This window comes from Paraflavitalea sp., assembly GCF_059502485.1.
Genome location: NZ_JCACET010000004.1, coordinates 259,679 through 278,550 on the forward strand (window position 1 = coordinate 259,679; position 18,872 = coordinate 278,550).

At 47.9% G+C, this 18,872-nt stretch carries 14 protein-coding genes; 11 read left to right on the forward strand and 3 right to left on the reverse strand.

Annotation, left to right across the window (positions count from 1 at the left end; all coding sequences use genetic code 11):
• Positions 1–220: 220 nt before the first annotated feature.
• From AC5JBY_RS01115 to AC5JBY_RS01150, 8 genes are all read left to right on the forward strand, one after another.
• Complete coding sequence (locus tag AC5JBY_RS01115; RefSeq protein ID WP_495902692.1) at positions 221–937, forward strand: phosphoadenylyl-sulfate reductase; 717 nt, start codon at positions 221–223, stop codon at positions 935–937.
• 46 nt (positions 938–983) lie between these two features.
• Positions 984–1,892, forward strand: a complete 909-nt coding sequence (cysD, locus tag AC5JBY_RS01120; RefSeq protein WP_495902693.1) for a sulfate adenylyltransferase subunit CysD — start codon at positions 984–986, stop codon at positions 1,890–1,892.
• Positions 1,893–1,923: 31 nt separating this feature from the next.
• On the forward strand, positions 1,924–3,165 hold the full coding sequence (locus AC5JBY_RS01125) for a sulfate adenylyltransferase subunit 1 (protein ID WP_495902694.1): 1,242 nt from the start codon (positions 1,924–1,926) through the stop codon (positions 3,163–3,165).
• A 106-nt stretch (positions 3,166–3,271) separates the two neighbouring features.
• Positions 3,272–4,126, forward strand: a complete 855-nt coding sequence (cobA, locus tag AC5JBY_RS01130) for a uroporphyrinogen-III C-methyltransferase (protein ID WP_495902695.1) — start codon at positions 3,272–3,274, stop codon at positions 4,124–4,126.
• Complete coding sequence (locus AC5JBY_RS01135; RefSeq protein ID WP_495902696.1) at positions 4,110–5,855, forward strand: diflavin oxidoreductase; 1,746 nt, start codon at positions 4,110–4,112, stop codon at positions 5,853–5,855. Before cobA ends, AC5JBY_RS01135 begins: the two co-directional genes overlap by 17 nt.
• Positions 5,856–5,862: 7 nt before the next feature.
• Positions 5,863–7,536 carry an assimilatory sulfite reductase (NADPH) hemoprotein subunit gene (gene cysI, locus AC5JBY_RS01140; protein ID WP_495902697.1) on the forward strand — a complete coding sequence of 558 codons (1,674 nt, stop codon included), beginning with the start codon at positions 5,863–5,865 and terminating at the stop codon, positions 7,534–7,536.
• Positions 7,537–7,575: 39 nt separating this feature from the next.
• Positions 7,576–9,099 (forward strand): TSUP family transporter, encoded by a 1,524-nt coding sequence (locus AC5JBY_RS01145; protein ID WP_495902698.1) that lies wholly within the window; start codon positions 7,576–7,578, stop codon positions 9,097–9,099.
• Positions 9,100–9,194: 95 nt separating this feature from the next.
• The gene (locus AC5JBY_RS01150) at positions 9,195–12,125 is read left to right on the forward strand and encodes a TonB-dependent receptor (RefSeq protein WP_495902699.1); all 2,931 of its coding nucleotides are present in this window, start codon (positions 9,195–9,197) and stop codon (positions 12,123–12,125) included.
• A gap of 55 nt (positions 12,126–12,180) precedes the next feature.
• On the opposite strand, the gene metX is transcribed toward AC5JBY_RS01150, so the two are convergent.
• Complete coding sequence (metX, locus tag AC5JBY_RS01155) at positions 12,181–13,191, reverse strand: homoserine O-acetyltransferase MetX (RefSeq protein WP_495902700.1); 1,011 nt, start codon at positions 13,189–13,191, stop codon at positions 12,181–12,183.
• Between the two features lie 70 nt (positions 13,192–13,261).
• Between metX and AC5JBY_RS01160 the strand changes: the two genes are divergently transcribed.
• From AC5JBY_RS01160 to AC5JBY_RS01170, 3 genes are all read left to right on the forward strand, one after another.
• Positions 13,262–13,687, forward strand: coding sequence for an OsmC family protein (locus tag AC5JBY_RS01160; RefSeq protein ID WP_495902701.1), 426 nt, complete (start codon positions 13,262–13,264; stop codon positions 13,685–13,687).
• Positions 13,688–13,709: 22 nt separating this feature from the next.
• Complete coding sequence (locus AC5JBY_RS01165; RefSeq protein ID WP_495902702.1) at positions 13,710–14,882, forward strand: trans-sulfuration enzyme family protein; 1,173 nt, start codon at positions 13,710–13,712, stop codon at positions 14,880–14,882.
• A 67-nt stretch (positions 14,883–14,949) separates the two neighbouring features.
• Positions 14,950–15,786 (forward strand): CHAD domain-containing protein, encoded by an 837-nt coding sequence (locus AC5JBY_RS01170; protein WP_495902703.1) that lies wholly within the window; start codon positions 14,950–14,952, stop codon positions 15,784–15,786.
• Between the two features lie 27 nt (positions 15,787–15,813).
• Here the strand turns inward: AC5JBY_RS01170 and AC5JBY_RS01175 are convergent, their stop codons facing one another.
• Both AC5JBY_RS01175 and AC5JBY_RS01180 read right to left on the reverse strand, forming a co-directional pair.
• A complete protein-coding gene (locus AC5JBY_RS01175) occupies positions 15,814–17,088 on the reverse strand; it encodes a UDP-N-acetylmuramoyl-tripeptide--D-alanyl-D-alanine ligase (protein WP_495902704.1) in 1,275 nt (424 codons plus the stop codon).
• 66 nt (positions 17,089–17,154) lie between these two features.
• A complete protein-coding gene (locus AC5JBY_RS01180; protein ID WP_495902705.1) occupies positions 17,155–18,756 on the reverse strand; it encodes an SUMF1/EgtB/PvdO family nonheme iron enzyme in 1,602 nt (533 codons plus the stop codon).
• Between the last annotated feature and the right edge of the window lie 116 nt (positions 18,757–18,872).

The following is an 18,872-nucleotide window of genomic DNA, read 5'->3' on the forward strand; positions in this document are numbered from 1 at the left end:
TCTACCTATAGAGTAGAAAAAATTGTCTATTTGCCCCCGGGACCCTATCTTTGTTAGCGAGTCAACGATTTTGTTCATGCTACACACATTCGCGATGCAATACAATACTACCACCTATTGTTACAACTATTGTTGTTGCTGTTGATTCATTCTTTCTCCTATACAAGCTCGCTCTACCAGGTTTCATCATTTATTAATCACTGCTGAATTGTCAACATACATGAATACGTCACTACAAAATTATATTCCCGAATTAACCTACCTGTCAAGTGGACTAAGTGTGGCGCAGGTACTGTCATTGCTGGCAGAGAAGTTTCCGGGACAAGTGACTTTCTCCTCCAGCTTCAGCTTCGAGGACCAGGTAGTTACCCATGAAATATTGAACAACAAAGTTCCGATCAAAATATTTACACTGGATACCGGAAGACTGTTTGCTGAAACCTATTCAGTGTGGAGCAGCACCAATACGAAATACGAATCGGCTGTAAAAGCCTACTATCCCAATAATGCCCTGTTGGAGGAATTTGTACAAGCCAATGGACCCAATGCATTTTACGAATCTGTCGATCATCGCAAAAAGTGCTGCTTCATCCGCAAAGTAGAGCCCTTGAAAAGAGCGCTGAAAGACAATGCTGTTTGGGTAACCGGGCTGCGGGCTGAGCATTCTCCCGACAGGAACAGCCTGGCGGTATTTGAATGGGACGAGGGCAACCAGATCATTAAGTACAACCCGATCCTGCATTGGACTACCGAGCAGGTACGCCAGTATATCGATGATAATAACGTGCCTTACAACCCGCTGCATGATAAAGGATTTGTGAGCATAGGTTGTGCGCCTTGTACAAGAGCGATCAGGCCGGGCGAAGATTTCAGGGCAGGCCGCTGGTGGTGGGAAGATGCCGCCAAAAAAGAATGCGGCTTGCATGTGCACAGTTAAGATAAAACGTAATAAATACTTTTGAAGTAATAAAAATATCGAACGAATGAGTGCTTACAGATTAGATTACCTGGATCAGTTGGAGTCGGAAGCGATACATATCCTTCGCGAAGTGGCAGGCCAGTTTGAACGGCCCGCTTTGTTGTTTTCAGGAGGTAAGGATTCTATTACTTTGGTCCACCTGGCGTTGAAGGCATTTCGTCCCGGTAAATTCCCCTTCCCCCTGGTACACATCGATACCGGCCACAATTTCAAGGAAGCCCTGGACTATCGCGACCAGCTGGCTGCTACGCTCGGCGAAAAGCTGATCGTTCGCAATGTGGGCGATACCATCAAAGCAAAACAATTAACAGAACCCAAAGGCAAGTTTGCCAGCCGCAATGCTTTGCAAACCTATACCCTGCTCGATACGATCGAAGAATTCAAGTTCGACGCCTGCATAGGCGGTGCCCGTCGCGATGAAGAAAAAGCAAGAGCCAAAGAAAGGATCTTCTCTGTGCGTGATGAGTTTGGCCAGTGGGACCCCAAGTTGCAACGTCCTGAACTGTGGAATACATACAACGGCCGCATTCACAAAGGCGAGAACGTACGCGTATTCCCCATCAGCAACTGGACCGAGCTGGATGTATGGAATTATATCCGCCGCGAAAAGATAGACCTGCCTTCTATCTACTTCTCGCATGACCGTGAAGTAATAGAACATGAAGGTCAGCTGGTAGCTGTTTCTGAGTTCATTCAGCTGGAAGCTTCCGATAAGGTGCTTACTAAGAAAGTACGCTACCGCACGGTAGGCGACATGACTTGTACAGCCGCTGTAGAGTCGAAGGCTTCTACCATCGACGATATCATCAGTGAGATCACTGCTACCAAGACGAGTGAGCGTGGTGAAACGCGCATCGACGACAAGGTGTCGGAAGCAGCGATGGAAGACAGGAAGAAGAACGGATATTTCTAATAACAACAATAACTAAATAAACTTACGATAGATGGATTTGCTTCGTTTTATAACTGCCGGTAGTGTTGATGATGGCAAAAGCACGTTGATTGGCCGGTTGCTGTATGACAGCAAGAGTATCATGATCGATCAGCTGGAAGCTATCGAGCGTCAGAGTAAGAATAAGGACGAGGGAGAGATCGACCTGGCGTTGTTGACCGATGGCCTGCGCGCAGAACGTGAGCAGGGCATTACCATCGATGTAGCCTACAAGTATTTCTCTACACCCAAGCGCAAGTTCATCATCGCTGATGCGCCCGGGCATATTCAATATACCCGCAACATGGTGACCGGCGCTTCCAATGCCGACCTGGCCATCATCCTCATCGATGCCCGGAACGGAGTCGTAGAGCAAACCCGCCGTCACTCCATCATCACATCCCTGTTGAACCTTCCGCACATCGTGGTAGCCATCAATAAAATGGACCTGGTGGATTTCTCTCAGGATGTGTACAACAATATCGTGATCGATTATGCCAAAGTGGCCCAGTCACTTGGCTTGAAAAACGTAACCTATATCCCACTCAGCGCTTTGCAGGGCGATAATATCGTGGAGAAATCAGATAAGCTGAGCTGGTACGAAGGACCTTCCCTGCTGCATTTCCTCGAAGAAGTTGAAGTACAGGATACGATCAACTTGACAGAAGCCCGTTTCCCCGTTCAATATGTAATACGCCCGCAAACAGATGCACTGCACGACTATCGTGGTTATGCCGGTAAGATCGTTAGCGGTGTTTATAAAGTAGGCGATGCGGTGACCGTACAGCCTGCTGGCATCCAAAGCAAGATCAAAGCCATCGAAATAGCTGGTAAAGAAGTAACAGAAGCATTCGCTCCGCAGAGTGTAATACTGCACCTCGAAGATAACATCGATATCAGTCGTGGCGATGTGATTGTAAACGCTGCCCAGCCGGTGAAGACAGCACAGGAATTGGAAGTGCTGTTGTGCTGGATGGATAACAAGCCGTTGGTCCCAGGCAATAAATACCTGCTGCAGATCAATAGCCGGGTAGTGCGTTCGGTAGTTCGCAATATCGAGTACAAACTGGATGTAAATACCCTGGAAAAAAATGAAGCGCCTTCACAGGCGGTACTGAACGATGTGATCAAAGCAACAATCAAGACCGCTACACCGATTCCTTATGATTCCTATCAGGCATTGCGTGCCAACGGTGGCGCCATCCTGATCGATGAAACAAGCCACGTAACCGTAGGCGCTTGTATGATACAATAAAAACCTGTCAGGCTGAGCCTGTCGAAGCCCTTCGATAAGCTCAGGGTGACAAGTGGAAAGTTGAAGTTGTTATTTTTTGCCCTTTTAATCTACTAAAAAAGTAGACATGAGTACAAACCAAACAGGACGAGTGATATTGGCGGGCGCCGGCCCGGGTGATCCTGAGTTGCTCACGATCAAAGCAGCACGCTACCTGCAACAGGCAGATGTGGTGTTGACAGATCGCCTGGTGAGCGCGGATATCCTGAAAGCTTATGTACGCCCTGAAGCAGAAATAGTATATGTGGGCAAGCAATGCCGCCGTGGTGCTTCCACGCCGCAGGAAACGATCAATGAACTGCTGGTAGAGTATGCACAAAAAGGTAAACTGGTAGTACGGTTAAAAGGAGGCGACGTATCTATATTCTCCAATATTCTGGACGAATTGCAGGCGCTGGCCGCATACAAGATACCTTACGAGATCATTCCGGGTGTCTCTGCTGCACTGGGTGCCGCTGCTTATGCAGGCATACCGTTGACTGCAAGAGATCATTCCACTGCCGTTCGTTTCCTAACCTATTATAAATCCGATGTGGTAACGGAAAGCTATTGGAAAGAGCTGGCCGCCACAGATGATACGCTGGTGTTTTACATGAGCTCTGAAACATTGGAAGGAGTAATAGCCAACCTTACTAAAAACAACATTGCCGCCGATAAGTTGCTGGCAGTAGTAGAGCAGGCTACCACACCGATGCAAAATGTATACGTGTCCAATATCTATGAATACAACGAACAGTTGAAAGGCAAAAAGTTCATCTCTCCTTCACTGGTGATCATTGGCAAAGTAGTGGGACTGCACGAGCAGTTCGGCTGGCTGGCCAACAGCAATAGCCGGGAAGAATACTTTAAGCCTGTAGCCAAACTTTTTACAACCATAACCGACCATACTGAAAAAGTAAAAGACCATGTTAGTAGAGCCTAAAATGAAGTTGTTGCTTGAGCTGTTGAATTCATCTTCCAGGGAAGAATTGATCTGGATGAATGGATACCTGGCTGGCCTGCTGGCACAACCTCAGCATGCCCAACACGCAGCACCTGCAACTGCTGCTGCGCCTGCGGCCATTGCAGCCGAAGTAAAACCTGCTGTGCAGAAGATCACCATTGCTTATGGTACCGAAACCGGCAATTCGAAGAAGGTGGCAACAGATTTTGCTTCGCAGGCAAAGAAGCGCGGCATCACAGCCAAGCTGGTAAGCCTTGACCAATACAGGCTCAACGATCTTTCCAAAGAAGAATACTTCTTTACAGTGATCAGCACGCAGGGCGAAGGTGAACCTCCTGCTACTGCCAAGAAGTTCTATGACCATATTCACCAGAACGGCTTCAAGCTCAACCAGCTGAAGTTTGGTGTATTGGCATTAGGTGATACATCTTACCCTTTATTCTGTAAAGCTGGTGAAGATGTAGATGCGCAACTGCTAAAGCTGGGTGGCCAGCGCGTTGTGTCACTGCAATGCTGCGATACCGATTACCAATCAGATGCCAGCACCTGGTTCTCTAATGTACTAACTCAATTAACTACTGCTGGTAGCGCAGCACCTGCTGCATCGGTAGCGGTGGGTACGCCTGTAGCTAAGAAAGGAACTGGTAAAAAGATATACAAGGGAACGATCCTTACCAACGTAAACCTGAATGACCGTGGTTCTTCCAAAGAAACACATCACATCGAGATAGGGGCCGAGGAAGAAGTGGATTATGCACCTGGTGATTCTATTGGTATCATTCCTGAAAACTCCAAGGCTATAGTAGATACCATCCTGGCATTGGGATTCAGCAACAATGGTACACCTATCACTTTCCGCAATGAAACAGATTCCATCTTCAACCATCTAAAGAAACGCATCAACGTGGCCTGGCTGCCCGAACGCGTAGTGAAGCAGTACGCCGCCATCGTAAAGCAGGATATTCCTGAAACCAAGATCGGTCTGGTAGACCTGCTGAAGATTTACCCGGTGAAAGATGTACAACAATTTCATGAAGTAGTAAATATCCTGGAACCTATCACGCCCCGGTTATATTCTATCTCTTCTTCTCCTGCTGCACATGGTGGTGAAGTACACATCACGGTAGCGAGAGATACTTTTTATGTCAACCAGGAATTGAAGTTCGGTCTCTGCTCCGATTTTCTCTCTCAACACCTGACAGTAGGTAGCGAGATCGATTTCTATATTCATAAGAACAGTCAATTCCGTTTACCAGAGTCTGGCAAAGATGTCATCATGATCGGGCCTGGTACCGGTATTGCACCTTTCCGTTCATTCCTGGCAGAGCGTGATGCTTCCGGCGCCGAAGGCCGCAACTGGCTCTTCTTTGGCGACCAGCATTTCGTGAGCGACTTCCTGTATCAAACTGAATTACAGAACTGGTTGCAGACCGGTGCGCTGACCAATATCAGCCTTGCCTTCTCTCGCGACCAGAAATACAAGATATATGTACAGCACCGCATTCTGGAGAAGGCAGGTGAGCTGTGGAGTTGGCTCAGCGATGGTGCTTATGTGTACATCTGCGGAGCCAAGGAACCAATGAGCGTTGATGTGGAGCAGGCTTTGCTGCAGGTGATACAACGCTATGGCGGCAAGACCGGTGAGCAAGCCATCCAGTACCTGGATCAACTGAAGGAAGAAGGAAGATATTTGAAAGACGTTTATTAATATTATTATGAGCACCAATAAGAATTTATCGCCTGTTGAAAAGATCAAGACTGAAAGTGATGCGTTGCGCGGCACTTTGAAGCAAAGCCTGCATGATGAAATAACCGGGGCTCTCCGTGAAAGCGACCAGTCGGTGATCAAGTTCCATGGCATGTACCAACAGGATGATCGCGACCGCCGCGAAGAGCGCAGCGCCAAAAAACTGGAGTGGCTGTATTCTTACATGGTGCGTCTGCGCCTGCCAGGAGGTTTTCTTACACCCGAACAGTGGGTTGGGTTGCACAATATTGCCGGCGAACATTCTACCGGTGTATTCAAGATCACTACCCGTCAGACGATCCAGTTGCACGGCATTCTCAAATCACATATCAAGCCTACCTTACAGGCTTTCAATACGATCCACCTCGATGCCATTGCCGCCTGCGGTGATGTGAACAGGAACGTGGTGTGCGGCGCACATCCCAAACAATCAGCTATTCACGAAGAAGTTTTCCAATACGCTGGTAAGCTGAGCCAACTGGCCCTGCCCAAAACGAAGGCCTATTATGAAGTGTGGCTGAATGAAAAGCCTTTGATTGATAAGAAGGAGGAGGAAGATCCATTATACCAGGAGCGCTACCTGCCCCGTAAGTTCAAGATCGCCATTGCTATCCCGCCCCATAACGATGTAGATGTATTTACCAATGATCTTGGCCTGATCGCTATTGTCGAAAAAGGCAAGCTGATCGGTTTCAATATTGCAGTGGGTGGTGGATTGGGTACTACACACGGTAATGCAAACACTTACCCCCGCCTGGGAACTGTGCTGGGTTTTGTTCGTGGTGAAGAAAATACACTGAAGGCAGCTTATGAAGTGATCACCATTCAACGTGACTATGGTAACCGAAGTGACCGTAAGTTATCCCGCTTAAAGTATACAATAGACAGAATGGGTGTGGAAGCATTCAAAGCCGAGCTGGAAAAGCGTTGCGGCTTTGCGCTGGAAGAAACCAAACCCTACGAGTTTAATCACCGCCCTGATTATTACGGCTGGCACCAGAACCATGAAGGGAAGTGGTATTATACGGTGTTTGTAGAGAATGGCCGTGTACTCGATGATGAGAAAGTGGCCATGAAGACCGCTTTCCTGGAGATAGCCAAAACAGGTAAGGCCAACTTCCGGTTCACATGTAACCAGAATGTCATTATTAGTGATATCGATAAAAAAGACAAGAAGGTAGTAGAAGATATTTTACAGCAATTCGGTATCATTGCGCACACCGATAATGCAGGTGCGGTGCGTCGCAGTGCTATTGCCTGCGTAGCATTCAATACCTGCCCGCTGGCCCTTGCCGAAGCCCAGCGTTACCTGCCCACACTGATCAGCAAGATCGAGCCGCTGATGGATAAGCACAAGATCAGTGATGATGATATATCTATCCGCATGACGGGTTGCCCCAATGGTTGCGGAAGACCCTATGCTGCAGAGATCGGTTTTGTGGGTACCGCCTATGGTCAATACAATATGCACCTTGGCGGAGACCGTGACGGCATAAGACTGAACAAGAAGTATAAAGACAGCCTGGACGAACCGGCTATCTTAAGCGAACTGGATAACCTGTTTGGGATCTACAGTAAGAAGAGAAAGAAAGGAGAAACCTTTGGTGATTTTGCAGTACGTGAGCAATGGGTAACGATATAAGTACTGTTCATCATAAATAATTTAATTAATACCGAAAGGATGTCGACAGAGATAAAAAATAAGGGAGCATCGGAAGACGCGGCGGTTGGTCAGGATACCAACCACCTGTTCCCGGTATTTCTCCGTCTGGAGACCCTGGAGGTATTGCTGGTAGGCGCCGGCAAAGTAGGATTGGAAAAGCTGACTGCTATTCTTGGTAACTCACCGGCTGCCCGTGTTTCGGTAATTGCTACCAACGTATCCGAAGAAGTAAAGGAGCTGGCAGCACAGCACGAGCATGTAACAATTACCGAGCGTGCTTTTGAAGAAGCGGACCTGGAAGCCAAGGATCTTGTCATCATTGCAATTAACGATAAGTTGGTAAGCCAGTCTATCCGCGACATTGCACGGGAAAAGAAAATACTGGTGAATGCTGCTGATAAACCCGATCAGTGCGACTTTTATTTAAGCTCCGTAGTACAGAAAGGAAACCTGAAGATCGCTATCTCTACCAATGGCAAATCACCCACGGCTGCCAAGCGAATCAAAGAAGTATTGAATGCAGCACTGCCCGCCGAACTGAATGATGTGATCAATAACCTGCACGTGGTGCGCAACCGCCTGAACGGAAACTTTGAATACAAAGTAAAGCGACTGAACGAGCTCACGAAAATATTGGTGGAGCGCGATACTGCTGAAAAGGAAAGACGCTGGCGTAAGATCGCTACGTATTCGCTGGTCACTTTTGCTTTGATGCTGGTAGGCCATTTCATCTTTTCTTATCTCCCCTTGCAGCAAATGGCTGATGATACCATCAGTTGGTACCAGACACTGGACCAGAACTTCCATTGGATGGTACTGGCAGGCTTCCTGGCTCAGCTGGTAGACGGTGCGTTGGGTATGGGATACGGAGTCACGAGTACTACCATTCTTTTGTCGATGGGTGTAAACCTCGCAGCTATCAGCGGTAGCATCCATACGGCCGAGATGTTTGCCAGCGGCGCATCCGGCTACAGCCACTATAAGTTTGGCAACGTAAATAAAAAGCTGTTTAAGATATTGGTGATCCCCGGTGTTATCGGGGCTATCATAGGCGCTATCTGTTTAAAGGAGTTTGGTGAGTCGCATTCAAAGTACCTGCGCCCCATCCTCGCTTCTTATACCATGTTCCTGGGGCTTAGGATTTTGTGGAATGCATTCAGGAAGCAGAAACAAAAGCCGAAAAAGTTCAAGCGTTATGGCGCATTGGCCGGAGCCGGTGGTTTCCTCGATTCATTCGGCGGCGGCGGCTGGGGTCCTATCGTTACCACTACGCTGATCACAAAGGGCAGAAGTCCCCGTTTCGTGATCGGTTCCGTGAGCCTTACCGAGTTTTTCGTAACGCTGGCCAGCGCACTTACCTTCTTTACGTTGATGGGTGTATCCCACTGGCAGGTAATTGTGGCGCTGATAATAGGAGGGTTGATAGCTGCGCCATTAGCAGCCAAGCTGGCGGGTAAGCTGCCTCGTAAAACGTCCTTGATCTTACTGGGTTGCCTGGTAATATTCTGGAGCGTTAAGATCATTATTAAGATATTTCAGTAGTAAGCTCCCGGCTGTAGCAAGACCGGGATTTATTATAACTATATAGTCTATTAAAATAATAGACTTTAAAAGCAAGATAAAACACCAACAGAAACATGAAAGCATCGTTATTAGTATTACTCGCATTGCTGACGCTGAATTTGGCCAATGCACAGGATGTAAGCCTTATTGAGGTATCGGGGCGGGTAACAGACCAGGACAAGCATGAACCATTAGCCGATGTAAGTATCCAGATCAAAGGTACTGTACAGGGAACCATTACCAACAGATCGGGTGAGTTTACTTTACGCACCAAGACTAAGCTGCCTTTTACACTTGTGTTTTCTTCTATCGGGTTCAAAGAGCAGGAGCTGGAAGTAAAAAGCCTTGGCTCCAACCTCCAGGTGGCGCTCGCTACACAATCTTATCTGGGCAATGAAGTGGTAGTAACTGCTTCCCGTGTTCCGGAAAATATATTGAAGTCGCCGGTAGCCATCGATAAGTTGGATATCCGGGCCATCCGGCAAACAGCTGCGCCCAGCTTCTATGACGCGTTGGAAAACGTGAAGGGAGTGCAGATGACCACTTCCAGTCTTACGTTCAAAGTGCCCAATACCCGCGGCTTTAATATCCCCAACAACTTCCGCTTTATGCAACTGGTAGATGGCGTAGATATGCAGGCTGCTACATTGGGCGTTCCCCTGGGTAATGCCATCGGGCCTACAGAACTGGACATTCAAAGTGTGGAGATCACGCCGGGCGCCGCTTCTGCTTTGTATGGTATGAATGCCATCAATGGTATGGCTAACCTGCTTACTAAAGACCCTTTCACCAACCAGGGCCTGAGCGTTTACCACAAGACGGGTATTAATCATGTTGACAATCGTGACCATGATGCTGGTATTTTAACCGAGACTGCCGTCCGGTTCGCCAAAGCATTCAACAATAAGTTTGCGTTCAAGATCAACGCCAGCTATATGCAGGGCATCGACTGGATCTCTGATACCAGGCTGGACCAAAACCCCAATAATAAGAATTCTGCCAACCCTGCGTTCCCGGCTTTGAACGGCGCCAACAATGTGGCGTTTGATGGCTGGAACAAGTATGGGGATGACGCTTTGCAGTTGAGTAATACAGTATCCGTTACCGGCCTCACTATAGATGATGTTGCCAACAGAACGCTGACAGTAGCGCGTACCGGCTATTGGGAAAAAGATCTGGTAGACCCTAAGGTTGATAACCTGAAAGTGGACCTTGCGCTACATTACCGCCTCAATTCAACTACGCAGTTGGCTTATTCCTATCGCGTAGGCAAGATGGATGGTGTTTTTCAACGCGGTAATAAAGTGAGGCTGGATAATGTGGTAGTGCAAAACCATCACCTGGAATTAAAAGGTGCCAGCTATAATATCAAAGCGTATATTATCCAGGAAAGGACCGGCGATTCTTACAACGTAAAACCGCTGGCCGATAACATGGACTTGTATACTGGAGGCAGTGGTACTGCCTGGGGTGCTAAGTACAAGACTGCACTGAATGATTATGCTGCAGCCAATGGCGGTAAGCTTACCTCAGCCAACCTCGCTGCTGCGAACGCCTATGCCCGCCAGCAGGCAGACGCAGGCCGGGCTGAACCCGGTACGGCACGCTTCAATAGGGTGAAAGATTCTATTATCAGGATCAATAACTGGGATATCAAGTCTTCGCTGATTCCTGATGCACCGGTAACAGGTGGCGCTGCGTTGATTCAGAAAAGTAATGTATACCACATCGAAGGCCAATGGGACCTCACGCAATACACCAAGTCGTTCAATTTGTTGATCGGTGCTGATGCACGTATGTATGAGCTGATCCCTGACGGAAACAACTTCGTTGACTTCGATCGTCCGATTGCTGAACGCAACCTGCCCGACAAGAATGGCAGCTATGGTGATAACACTTATTATAAAAAGATTGGTGGATTTGTACAGGCTACCAAAACCTTCTTTGATGAGAAGTTGAAGTTGTTTGCTTCTTTGCGCGCTGACTATAATCCTGAGTTTGATCCTAAGTTTACCCCACGTATTGCCGCTGTGTATACGTTGAAACAGCACCACAATATCCGGGCTACCTTCCAGCAAGGTTACCGTTTCCCGGCTTTGTTTGAGGCGCTGTCTTACGTAAACAACGGTCGTGTAAAGCGGGTAGGTATCCTGCCGATCATTAATGAAGGCTTGGGCTTCCGCGAAAACAGCTATACACAGCCTTCTGTAGCGGCATTCAATACAGCCGTGAAAGCAGCTGGTAACACCGATGCAGCGGCTCTGGCCAATAGAGGTCTACTGGAAGTGGCCAAATTACCTGATGGTCGTCCTGAAGGCATCAACTCTTTTGAAATTGGATACAAAGGCGTTCTGCTGAATAGCAAACTGTTGCTTGATTTCGATGCGTATGCCAACATATATGATGGCTTCCTGGGTCAGGTGCAGGTGTATGTACCAAAAGGTGAAACTGTGGGCTCTGATGCGGCAGTGATTGCCATGGTCGATAGGAACCGCGATGCTACTACTGCCAGTGGTGGCAATGCTGCCAGCAAAGGCCAGGACCGTTATCGCGTGTACACCAATGCGAAGAATAAGTATACTACCTATGGTTCTTCATTAGGCGTTACGTATAGCGTATACAAGACATTCTCTCTGTCGGGCAATCTTAACTACAATGACATTAAAGGAAACACTACGCCCGACTTGTTTGTAACTGGCTTCAATACGCCTAAGTGGACAGCCAATCTTTCTTTTGGCAACAGAGCCATTACGCCTAATATCGGATTCAACATTACCTGGAGATGGCAGGATTCTTTCCTGTGGGAGAGCCCGCTGGTTACTGGTGATGTAGCCGCTTACCAAACAGTGGATGCGCAGGTTACTTTCCGCATTCCAAAGTTATTCAGCACCATCAAAGCTGGTGGCACTGATCTGTTGAACCATCGTTATCTGCAATACGCAGGTGGTCCTTCTATCGGCGGATTGTACTATGTTGCGATCACCGTAGATGGCCTGTTGAAATAATTGTTTATGTGCATGGAGGGAGGCCTTGCCCGGATGCCGGTGCAGGGCCTTCATATTATTCGCCCAGCCAGGCGACGAGGTTCTTTGATATTTTCTCTGTTTCTACCATGAAGCCGTCGTGGCCATAAGCAGAATCTATTTCCACGAGCATAGCATTGGGCAGCTGTGCTTGCAGGTGCCGCTGCTCTTCAAGGGGGCATAAGATATCACTGCTGATGCCGATGATGAGGGTCTTTTGATGTATGCCTTGCAAAAGCTTTTCTACATCTCCACCGCGGCCACGGCCCAGGTGGTGCGTGTCCATCGCTTTGGAGAGTGTCCAGTAGCTGTAGGCATTAAAGCGTTTCACGAGTTTGTCGCCCTGGTAGTCGATATAGGAAGCTGCCCGGTAGTTGTCGAGCTTTTCTGTATCGGGATCAGTTTGCTTTTGCACCATGATGCCATAGTTGCGGTAGGTGAGCATACCGATGGCGCGGGCTGCCTTCAAGCCTTTTTGTCCGGCTTGTGGCGTTGCATCCTGCCAGGTACTATCTGCTTCAATGGCGAGGCGTTGTGTAGCGTGTACAGCGATGCCCCAGGCGCTTTCGGTGGGAGAGGTGGCCAGCAGGAAAAGTTGATGAATCACGTTGTTTTCCTGTATCACCCATTCCATAGCCTGGTAGCCGCCCATGCTGCCGCCCATCAGCAGGTAGATGCTTTCAATACCAAGGTGGCGGCGGAGCAGGATATGAGCCTGCACCATGTCGCGGATGCTGATAAGCGGAAATTGATGATAGTAGGGCTGTCCGGTAGCGGGATTAACGCTGGCGGGACCCGTGGTGCCGTAGCAGGAACCCAATATATTGGCACAAACTATAAAGTATTTGTCGGGATTGATGGCCCAGCCTTCTCCTACCAGACCCTTCCACCAGTCGGCAACCTCCGAATTGGCTGTCAGGGCATGGCAGATCCACACCACTTTACTATCGGCGCGCAGGGTGCCATAGGTATGATAGGCAATCGTGAGTTCTGGTAATGTCTGGCCGTTTTCCAGGGGAAAGGGCTGATTGTAATGGAAATACTTCATTCTTCCGGTTAGCTAATTTCAGGGTGCAAAGTAAATGCCTGCATGAATTACATTTGCAAAAATCTTTGCCATGATAAAAATCGAGTTAGAAAGGGTTTCAGGTGACTACGGATTTGCCGCTAAAGACGCTTATGGCCATACAGTTTATACCGACAGCAGCCCGGAATCAGGCGGAACCAATTTTGGAGTTCGTCCTATGCAGTTGTTACTCATGGGGTTGGGAAGCTGCAGCGGGATCGACATCGTTTCCATCCTGAAAAAACAGCGCCAAACCGTAGAAGGTTTCACCATGAAGATCGAAGGCGAGCGGGAGCCCGGCAAAGAACCTTCCATTTGGCAGGACGTGACCATCGTTTTTGAGCTTACCGGCGATATCGACCCCGATAAAGCACGCAAAGCCTGCGAACTATCCATGAATAAGTATTGTTCTGTAGCGGAAACACTTCGTCGTGGTGGCAGCAACCTCAAATGGGACGTGAAGGTGAATGGGAAATAATTATTAATACGAAATATAGAGCATGTCACAACATCCGATCACAAAAGCTATCCGTACGCAAACCGACCGTACTCCTGAAATGGAGCATTCTTCGCCGTTGTTTTTAACCAGCAGTTTTTGCTTCGATACGGCAGAAGATATGCGTGCTGCTTTTGCTGATGAAACAGATGATAATATTTATAGCCGCTTCACCAATCCCAATGTAAAAGAGTTTGTCGATAAGATCTGTGCATTGGAAGGTGCAGAAGCGGGTTACGCTACAGCCTCGGGCATGAGCGCCATCTTTGCTTCCTTCATGGCGTTGATGAAGAAAGGAGATCACCTGCTTTCGTGCAATGCTATCTTCGGTAGCACCCACACCGTGATCACTAAATTCCTGCCCAAGTATGGTATTGAATATTCTTATGTAAGTGCAGCGGCAGATGCTGCAACGTGGGAAGCTGCGATCAAGCCCAACACGCGCATGATCTATATTGAAACACCTACCAATCCGGGCCTTGATATCATCGACCTGGAAATGGTAGCGAAGATTGCGAAGAAGCACAACGTGATCCTGAATGTCGATAACTGTTTTGCTACACCAATCGGCCAACGTCCTATCGATCTGGGCGCCGATCTGGTAGTACATTCTGCTACGAAGTGGATCGATGGCCAGGGTCGTGTGTTGGGTGGTGCTGTTGCCGGTCGTGCAGACCTGATCAAAGATATTTACCTGTTTTGCCGTAGTACTGGTCCATCATTATCTGCGTTCAATGCCTGGCTGTTGAGCAAGAGCCTTGAAACGCTCGATGTGCGCATGGAACGCCATGCTAACAATGCACTGCGACTCGCAAAAGCATTGGAAGGACATGCTAAAGTGTCCTGGCTGAAATATCCTTTCCTGCCCAGTCATCCACAACACGCCATTGCGCTGAAACAAATGAAGAACGGTGGCGGCATTGTTTGCTTTGAATTGAAGGGAGGTTTGGAAAGCGGCCGCCGTTTCCTGGATAACTTACAAATGTTGTCCCTCACTGCCAACCTGGGCGATACCCGCAGTATTGCTTCGCACCCCGCCAGCACTACACACGCTAAGCTTACAGAAGATGAACGTCTTGCTGTGAATATAACGCCCGGTCTTATCCGCATCTCTACCGGCCTGGAACATGCTGATGATATTATCCAGGATATTCTACAAGCATTAGATAAGAGTTAATGATCTATACGCATTTCCTATAAGGCACGATGTTTTTAAATTTCGTACCTTATAGGAAACTTGCTGTATGAAGAGAACCTACCTCGCGGACGTGATTAAAAAGCATGGACAGCGTATTAAGAAATACGGCGGTCAGCTTCCTGGTTCTTTTGAGCCTGAAACGATCCATGAGCTGCGGGTAGAGTATAAGAAGCTCCGCGCTTTTATTCGCCTGGTTCAAATGGATGCTGGCGCACGGCACCTCGACATGTCTCCTGCCATTAAAGCCGTGTATCAAGCCGCCGGTCGTGTGCGCGATCTGCAACTATTCTTACCCAAAGTGCAAGCGCGGGCCGAACAGGAAAACGTCTCCCTTTCTCATTATCAGCAATATTTACAGCAGCGTTTATTCAAGTCCAAAGAAGCATTGGTAAAAGCGATTGAAAACCTAAAGACTGGTAAGGCAATCGGTAACATTACTGATGAATTGCCTGGCCACCTCGATGATGTAGCGATACGTAAATTCATTCACCGCAAGGTGGCGTCTGTTCAGTTTATCTTACTGGCGCTCGAAAAGGACAAAGAGCTACACACTGTACGCAAGCAGTTGAAGGACATTATTTACAACATCCGCATTTTTGATAAAGACTGGGGCATCTCTTTTCCCGTATCTGCCTGGCGTAGCGAGAAACGATTAAATGACACAGCGACCATGCTGGGTGACTTCAATGATATCTGTATTGCACTCTCGTTCTTGCCTGAAAACGAAACAGTTTCTTTGCCTGAAAATGAAAAAGTAGCCTTAAGAGAATGGCGGAATGCTTTGCTGCAGGAGAAAGAAGCGTTCAGGCAACAGATGATCGAACAGCTCTCTCAGCTGCAACTGATTTCCAACTTCGAGCGCAATGGTGGTATAGGTAATTAACCGGCAGACGCAAAGAATACCTGTGCGTTAGCTTAGCACCTTCTCCATTTGCATACTGCGTGATCCTTTGATGAGGAAGAAAGTATTGTGGAAGGCTTGCTCGCGGAACCATTCCCCTGCCTGCAGTGCATTTTCTTTCCTGATGAATGAGTGATCGATCTTCATGAAGTCTCCTCCCACCAACACCACAGATTGCCAGGGATATTGCTGTATAAGGTTGACGATCTGTTGGTGTTCTTGCAAGCTTTCGGGACCCAACTCGGCCATAGCGCCAAGCATCAATACTTTGTTGCTGGCCTGGATGGCGGCAAAGTTTTCGATGGCAGCCTTCATGCTGCTGGGGTTGGCATTGTAAGCATCGAGGATAAACTTGTTATCTCCTTTTTCAATGAGTTGGGAACGGCTGTTGGAGGGCGCGTAGCTCTCAATAGCTTTCTTTATCTGATTGTCAGCAACGTTGAAATGTTTACCTACTGTAACAGCGACCAATACATTAGGCAGGTTATAAGCGCCTACCAGTTGTGTTTGTATAATGAGGGGAGTGTCCGATGTAATATTTACTTCAAGAAATGGTTCGCTCTTTATAAGCTGGCCGGTAACATCGGCATTTGCTGTTCCATATTTTATGATCGTGGGTATACCCTTGCTCATGTCATGCAGGTAATCGTAATCCCACATAACGAAAGCGATTCCTTTGTTCGCCCGTAGGTAATCATACAACTCTCCTTTGCCTTTACGCACACCTTCCACGCCACCAAAGCCTTCAAGGTGAGCTTTACCGGCATTGGTGATGATGCCGTGTGTTGGTAAGGTGTATTCGCAATAGGAGGCTATTTCTTTCTGGTGATTGGCGCCCATTTCTATCACAGCTATTTGGGCATCTGGCTTCACACGCAGGATGGTGAGCGGCACACCAATGTGGTTATTGAGGTTGCCTTGGGTCGTATAAGTTTTATAGGTGGTAGCCAGTACGGTATACACGAGCTCTTTGGTGGTGGTCTTGCCGTTGCTGCCTGTAATGGCTACGAAAGGTATGTTGAGTTGCTGACGATGATATTTGGCCAGTTGCTGTAGTGTGTGCAGTACATCGTCTACTACAATGATCCTGTCGTTTGGTGTGGCAGGAGCTTCGTCTACTACTGCATAAGCTGCACCAGCTGCCAGTGCTTTTTCTGCAAACTGGTTGGCATTGAAATTAGGTCCTTTCAAGGCGAAGAATATATCTCCGTCTTTTAAGGTGCGGGTATCGGTTTGTACTGAAGGGTATTGCTGGTATATTTTGTAGAGTTGCTCAATCGTCATAAAGCAAATGTATAAAAAAAGCCATCCGATGTTATCGAATGGCTCCTTAGGAAATTTATTTGAAAGTTATCTCTTTCTGGTATTCTGTCTTCTTTGTGGGTAATCGATACCGGTTTTACGGCCGTTACCTTCAGGGCTACCTACGCGGTCCATCGCGCAACGGAAACCTACGGTGCTGCTACCTTGATCTTCTTCCAGGAAGCGGCGAGTACCGGGTGACAGGTAGTAAGGACGGTCGTTCCAGCTACCACCTTTGATCACGCGTGATTTATCGCTGATCAGGGTAGTGAAACCGTATCCACGACCACCGTTCTTCAGGTTCTCAGCAATATCGGTAGTACCATATGTTACACCGCTTACCAGTGAGTCACCATCGAGGTAGTTGATTACATTACCTTTTTGATAGTTACGGCGATTCTTGCTTTCTTCATCCGTTACATATACTCTCTTTACACGACCAAGGCTATCTTTCTCAAATTCGCCGTCTTTATTCTTGAAGTCGTTCTGATAGTTGTTACCGCGGAAAGGGGCAACGTCATCCTGATCGACAGAAGATAAAGGACGGTAAACGTCTTCTACCCACTCATTCACATTACCGGCCATGTTATATAAACCAAAGGAATTCGGGAAGAAAGAAGTGACAGGGGCAGTGTATACCGCACGGTCGTTCAGACCACCGGCCACACCCATGTTATCACCATTACCACGTTTGAAGTTGGCGAGGAAAGTACCTTGCCAGCTGCCGCGGCGGTTATCACGCAAGCCGTTTACGTTCTGGCTCCAGGAATATACCTGTTTGTTGGTGATCAACTCTTCACCACGCTTGCCTTCTTTTTTGCTGGGTGAAGGGTTTTGACCTACGAGGGCCAGTGCTGCGTATTCCCACTCAGCTTCTGTAGGCAGACGGTAGCTGGGTAACAGGATACCATCTTCAAAAGTTACGTTGGTACGCGGCGTACCGTTCGGGTTCTTCAGCGGATTCTTTTTAGAACGTACGCCGTTACCCGGTGTAGGTGTAGTAAGTCCTAACAAATACGCTTTGGTATTGAATGACTCGGCACCTTGTCCTTGTATGTTTTTGAAGGTATTCTTGTTGACAAATCCTTTATCCAGCAGGGCTTTTTCGTTTACCCTGTCTGAACGCCAAAGACAGAAATCGTGTGCCTGCCTCCAGCTTACACCTACTACAGGATAGTAGTTATAAGAAGGGTGACGGAAGTAGTATTCCACCATCGGCTCGTTGTAGCCCAACTCGCTACGCCATACCAGTGTATCGGGCAGGGCGCCTTCGCGAACGGCTTTGTACTCATCTGCATCAAACACATTGTTGATCCAGTACAGGTATTCACGATAGTGAATGTTGGCAACCTCTGTACGGTCGATGTAGAATGAGTTTACTGTTTTACGGGTAGGGATGTTGTTCCAATCGGCCATTACATCTTCTTCTACTGCTCCCATCTGGAAGGTACCACCCTGAACAAACACGAGGCCGGGGCCGGTGCGCTGTTCTTTTTCACGGGATACCTGATAACCACCCATGTTCTTGTCGTTGTAATTCCAACCGGTAACGTCGGATTTCTCCTGCTTTTTGCCAAAAAGGCCTCCGTTTTTGCAGGAAGACACTGCTGCAGTGCAGGAGAGCAGGATAAATAGGTTTTTCAGATTCATTTTGATAACTTTTTGCCTTTGGTTCAATTAAGTTAAACGTGCTTTCAAAGCAAATATTGTACAGTTTCCCGGGCTGTTTATCCACAGGGCGGACGGAAGGGCGAATATAGCTACTT

Bases quoted from the DNA above. Each gene is read 5' to 3' on its own strand.
- AC5JBY_RS01115 (WP_495902692.1), top strand. From the start codon at position 221: ATGAATACGTCACTACAAAATTATATTCCCGAATTAACCTACCTGTCA.
- cysD (WP_495902693.1), top strand. From the start codon at position 984: ATGAGTGCTTACAGATTAGATTACCTGGATCAGTTGGAGTCGGAAGCG.
- AC5JBY_RS01125 (WP_495902694.1), top strand. From the start codon at position 1,924: ATGGATTTGCTTCGTTTTATAACTGCCGGTAGTGTTGATGATGGCAAA.
- cobA (WP_495902695.1), top strand. From the start codon at position 3,272: ATGAGTACAAACCAAACAGGACGAGTGATATTGGCGGGCGCCGGCCCG.
- AC5JBY_RS01135 (WP_495902696.1), top strand. From the start codon at position 4,110: ATGTTAGTAGAGCCTAAAATGAAGTTGTTGCTTGAGCTGTTGAATTCA.
- cysI (WP_495902697.1), top strand. From the start codon at position 5,863: ATGAGCACCAATAAGAATTTATCGCCTGTTGAAAAGATCAAGACTGAA.
- AC5JBY_RS01145 (WP_495902698.1), top strand. From the start codon at position 7,576: ATGTCGACAGAGATAAAAAATAAGGGAGCATCGGAAGACGCGGCGGTT.
- AC5JBY_RS01150 (WP_495902699.1), top strand. From the start codon at position 9,195: ATGAAAGCATCGTTATTAGTATTACTCGCATTGCTGACGCTGAATTTG.
- metX (WP_495902700.1), bottom strand. From the start codon at position 13,191: ATGAAGTATTTCCATTACAATCAGCCCTTTCCCCTGGAAAACGGCCAG.
- AC5JBY_RS01160 (WP_495902701.1), top strand. From the start codon at position 13,262: ATGATAAAAATCGAGTTAGAAAGGGTTTCAGGTGACTACGGATTTGCC.
- AC5JBY_RS01165 (WP_495902702.1), top strand. From the start codon at position 13,710: ATGTCACAACATCCGATCACAAAAGCTATCCGTACGCAAACCGACCGT.
- AC5JBY_RS01170 (WP_495902703.1), top strand. From the start codon at position 14,950: ATGAAGAGAACCTACCTCGCGGACGTGATTAAAAAGCATGGACAGCGT.
- AC5JBY_RS01175 (WP_495902704.1), bottom strand. From the start codon at position 17,088: ATGACGATTGAGCAACTCTACAAAATATACCAGCAATACCCTTCAGTA.
- AC5JBY_RS01180 (WP_495902705.1), bottom strand. From the start codon at position 18,756: ATGAATCTGAAAAACCTATTTATCCTGCTCTCCTGCACTGCAGCAGTG.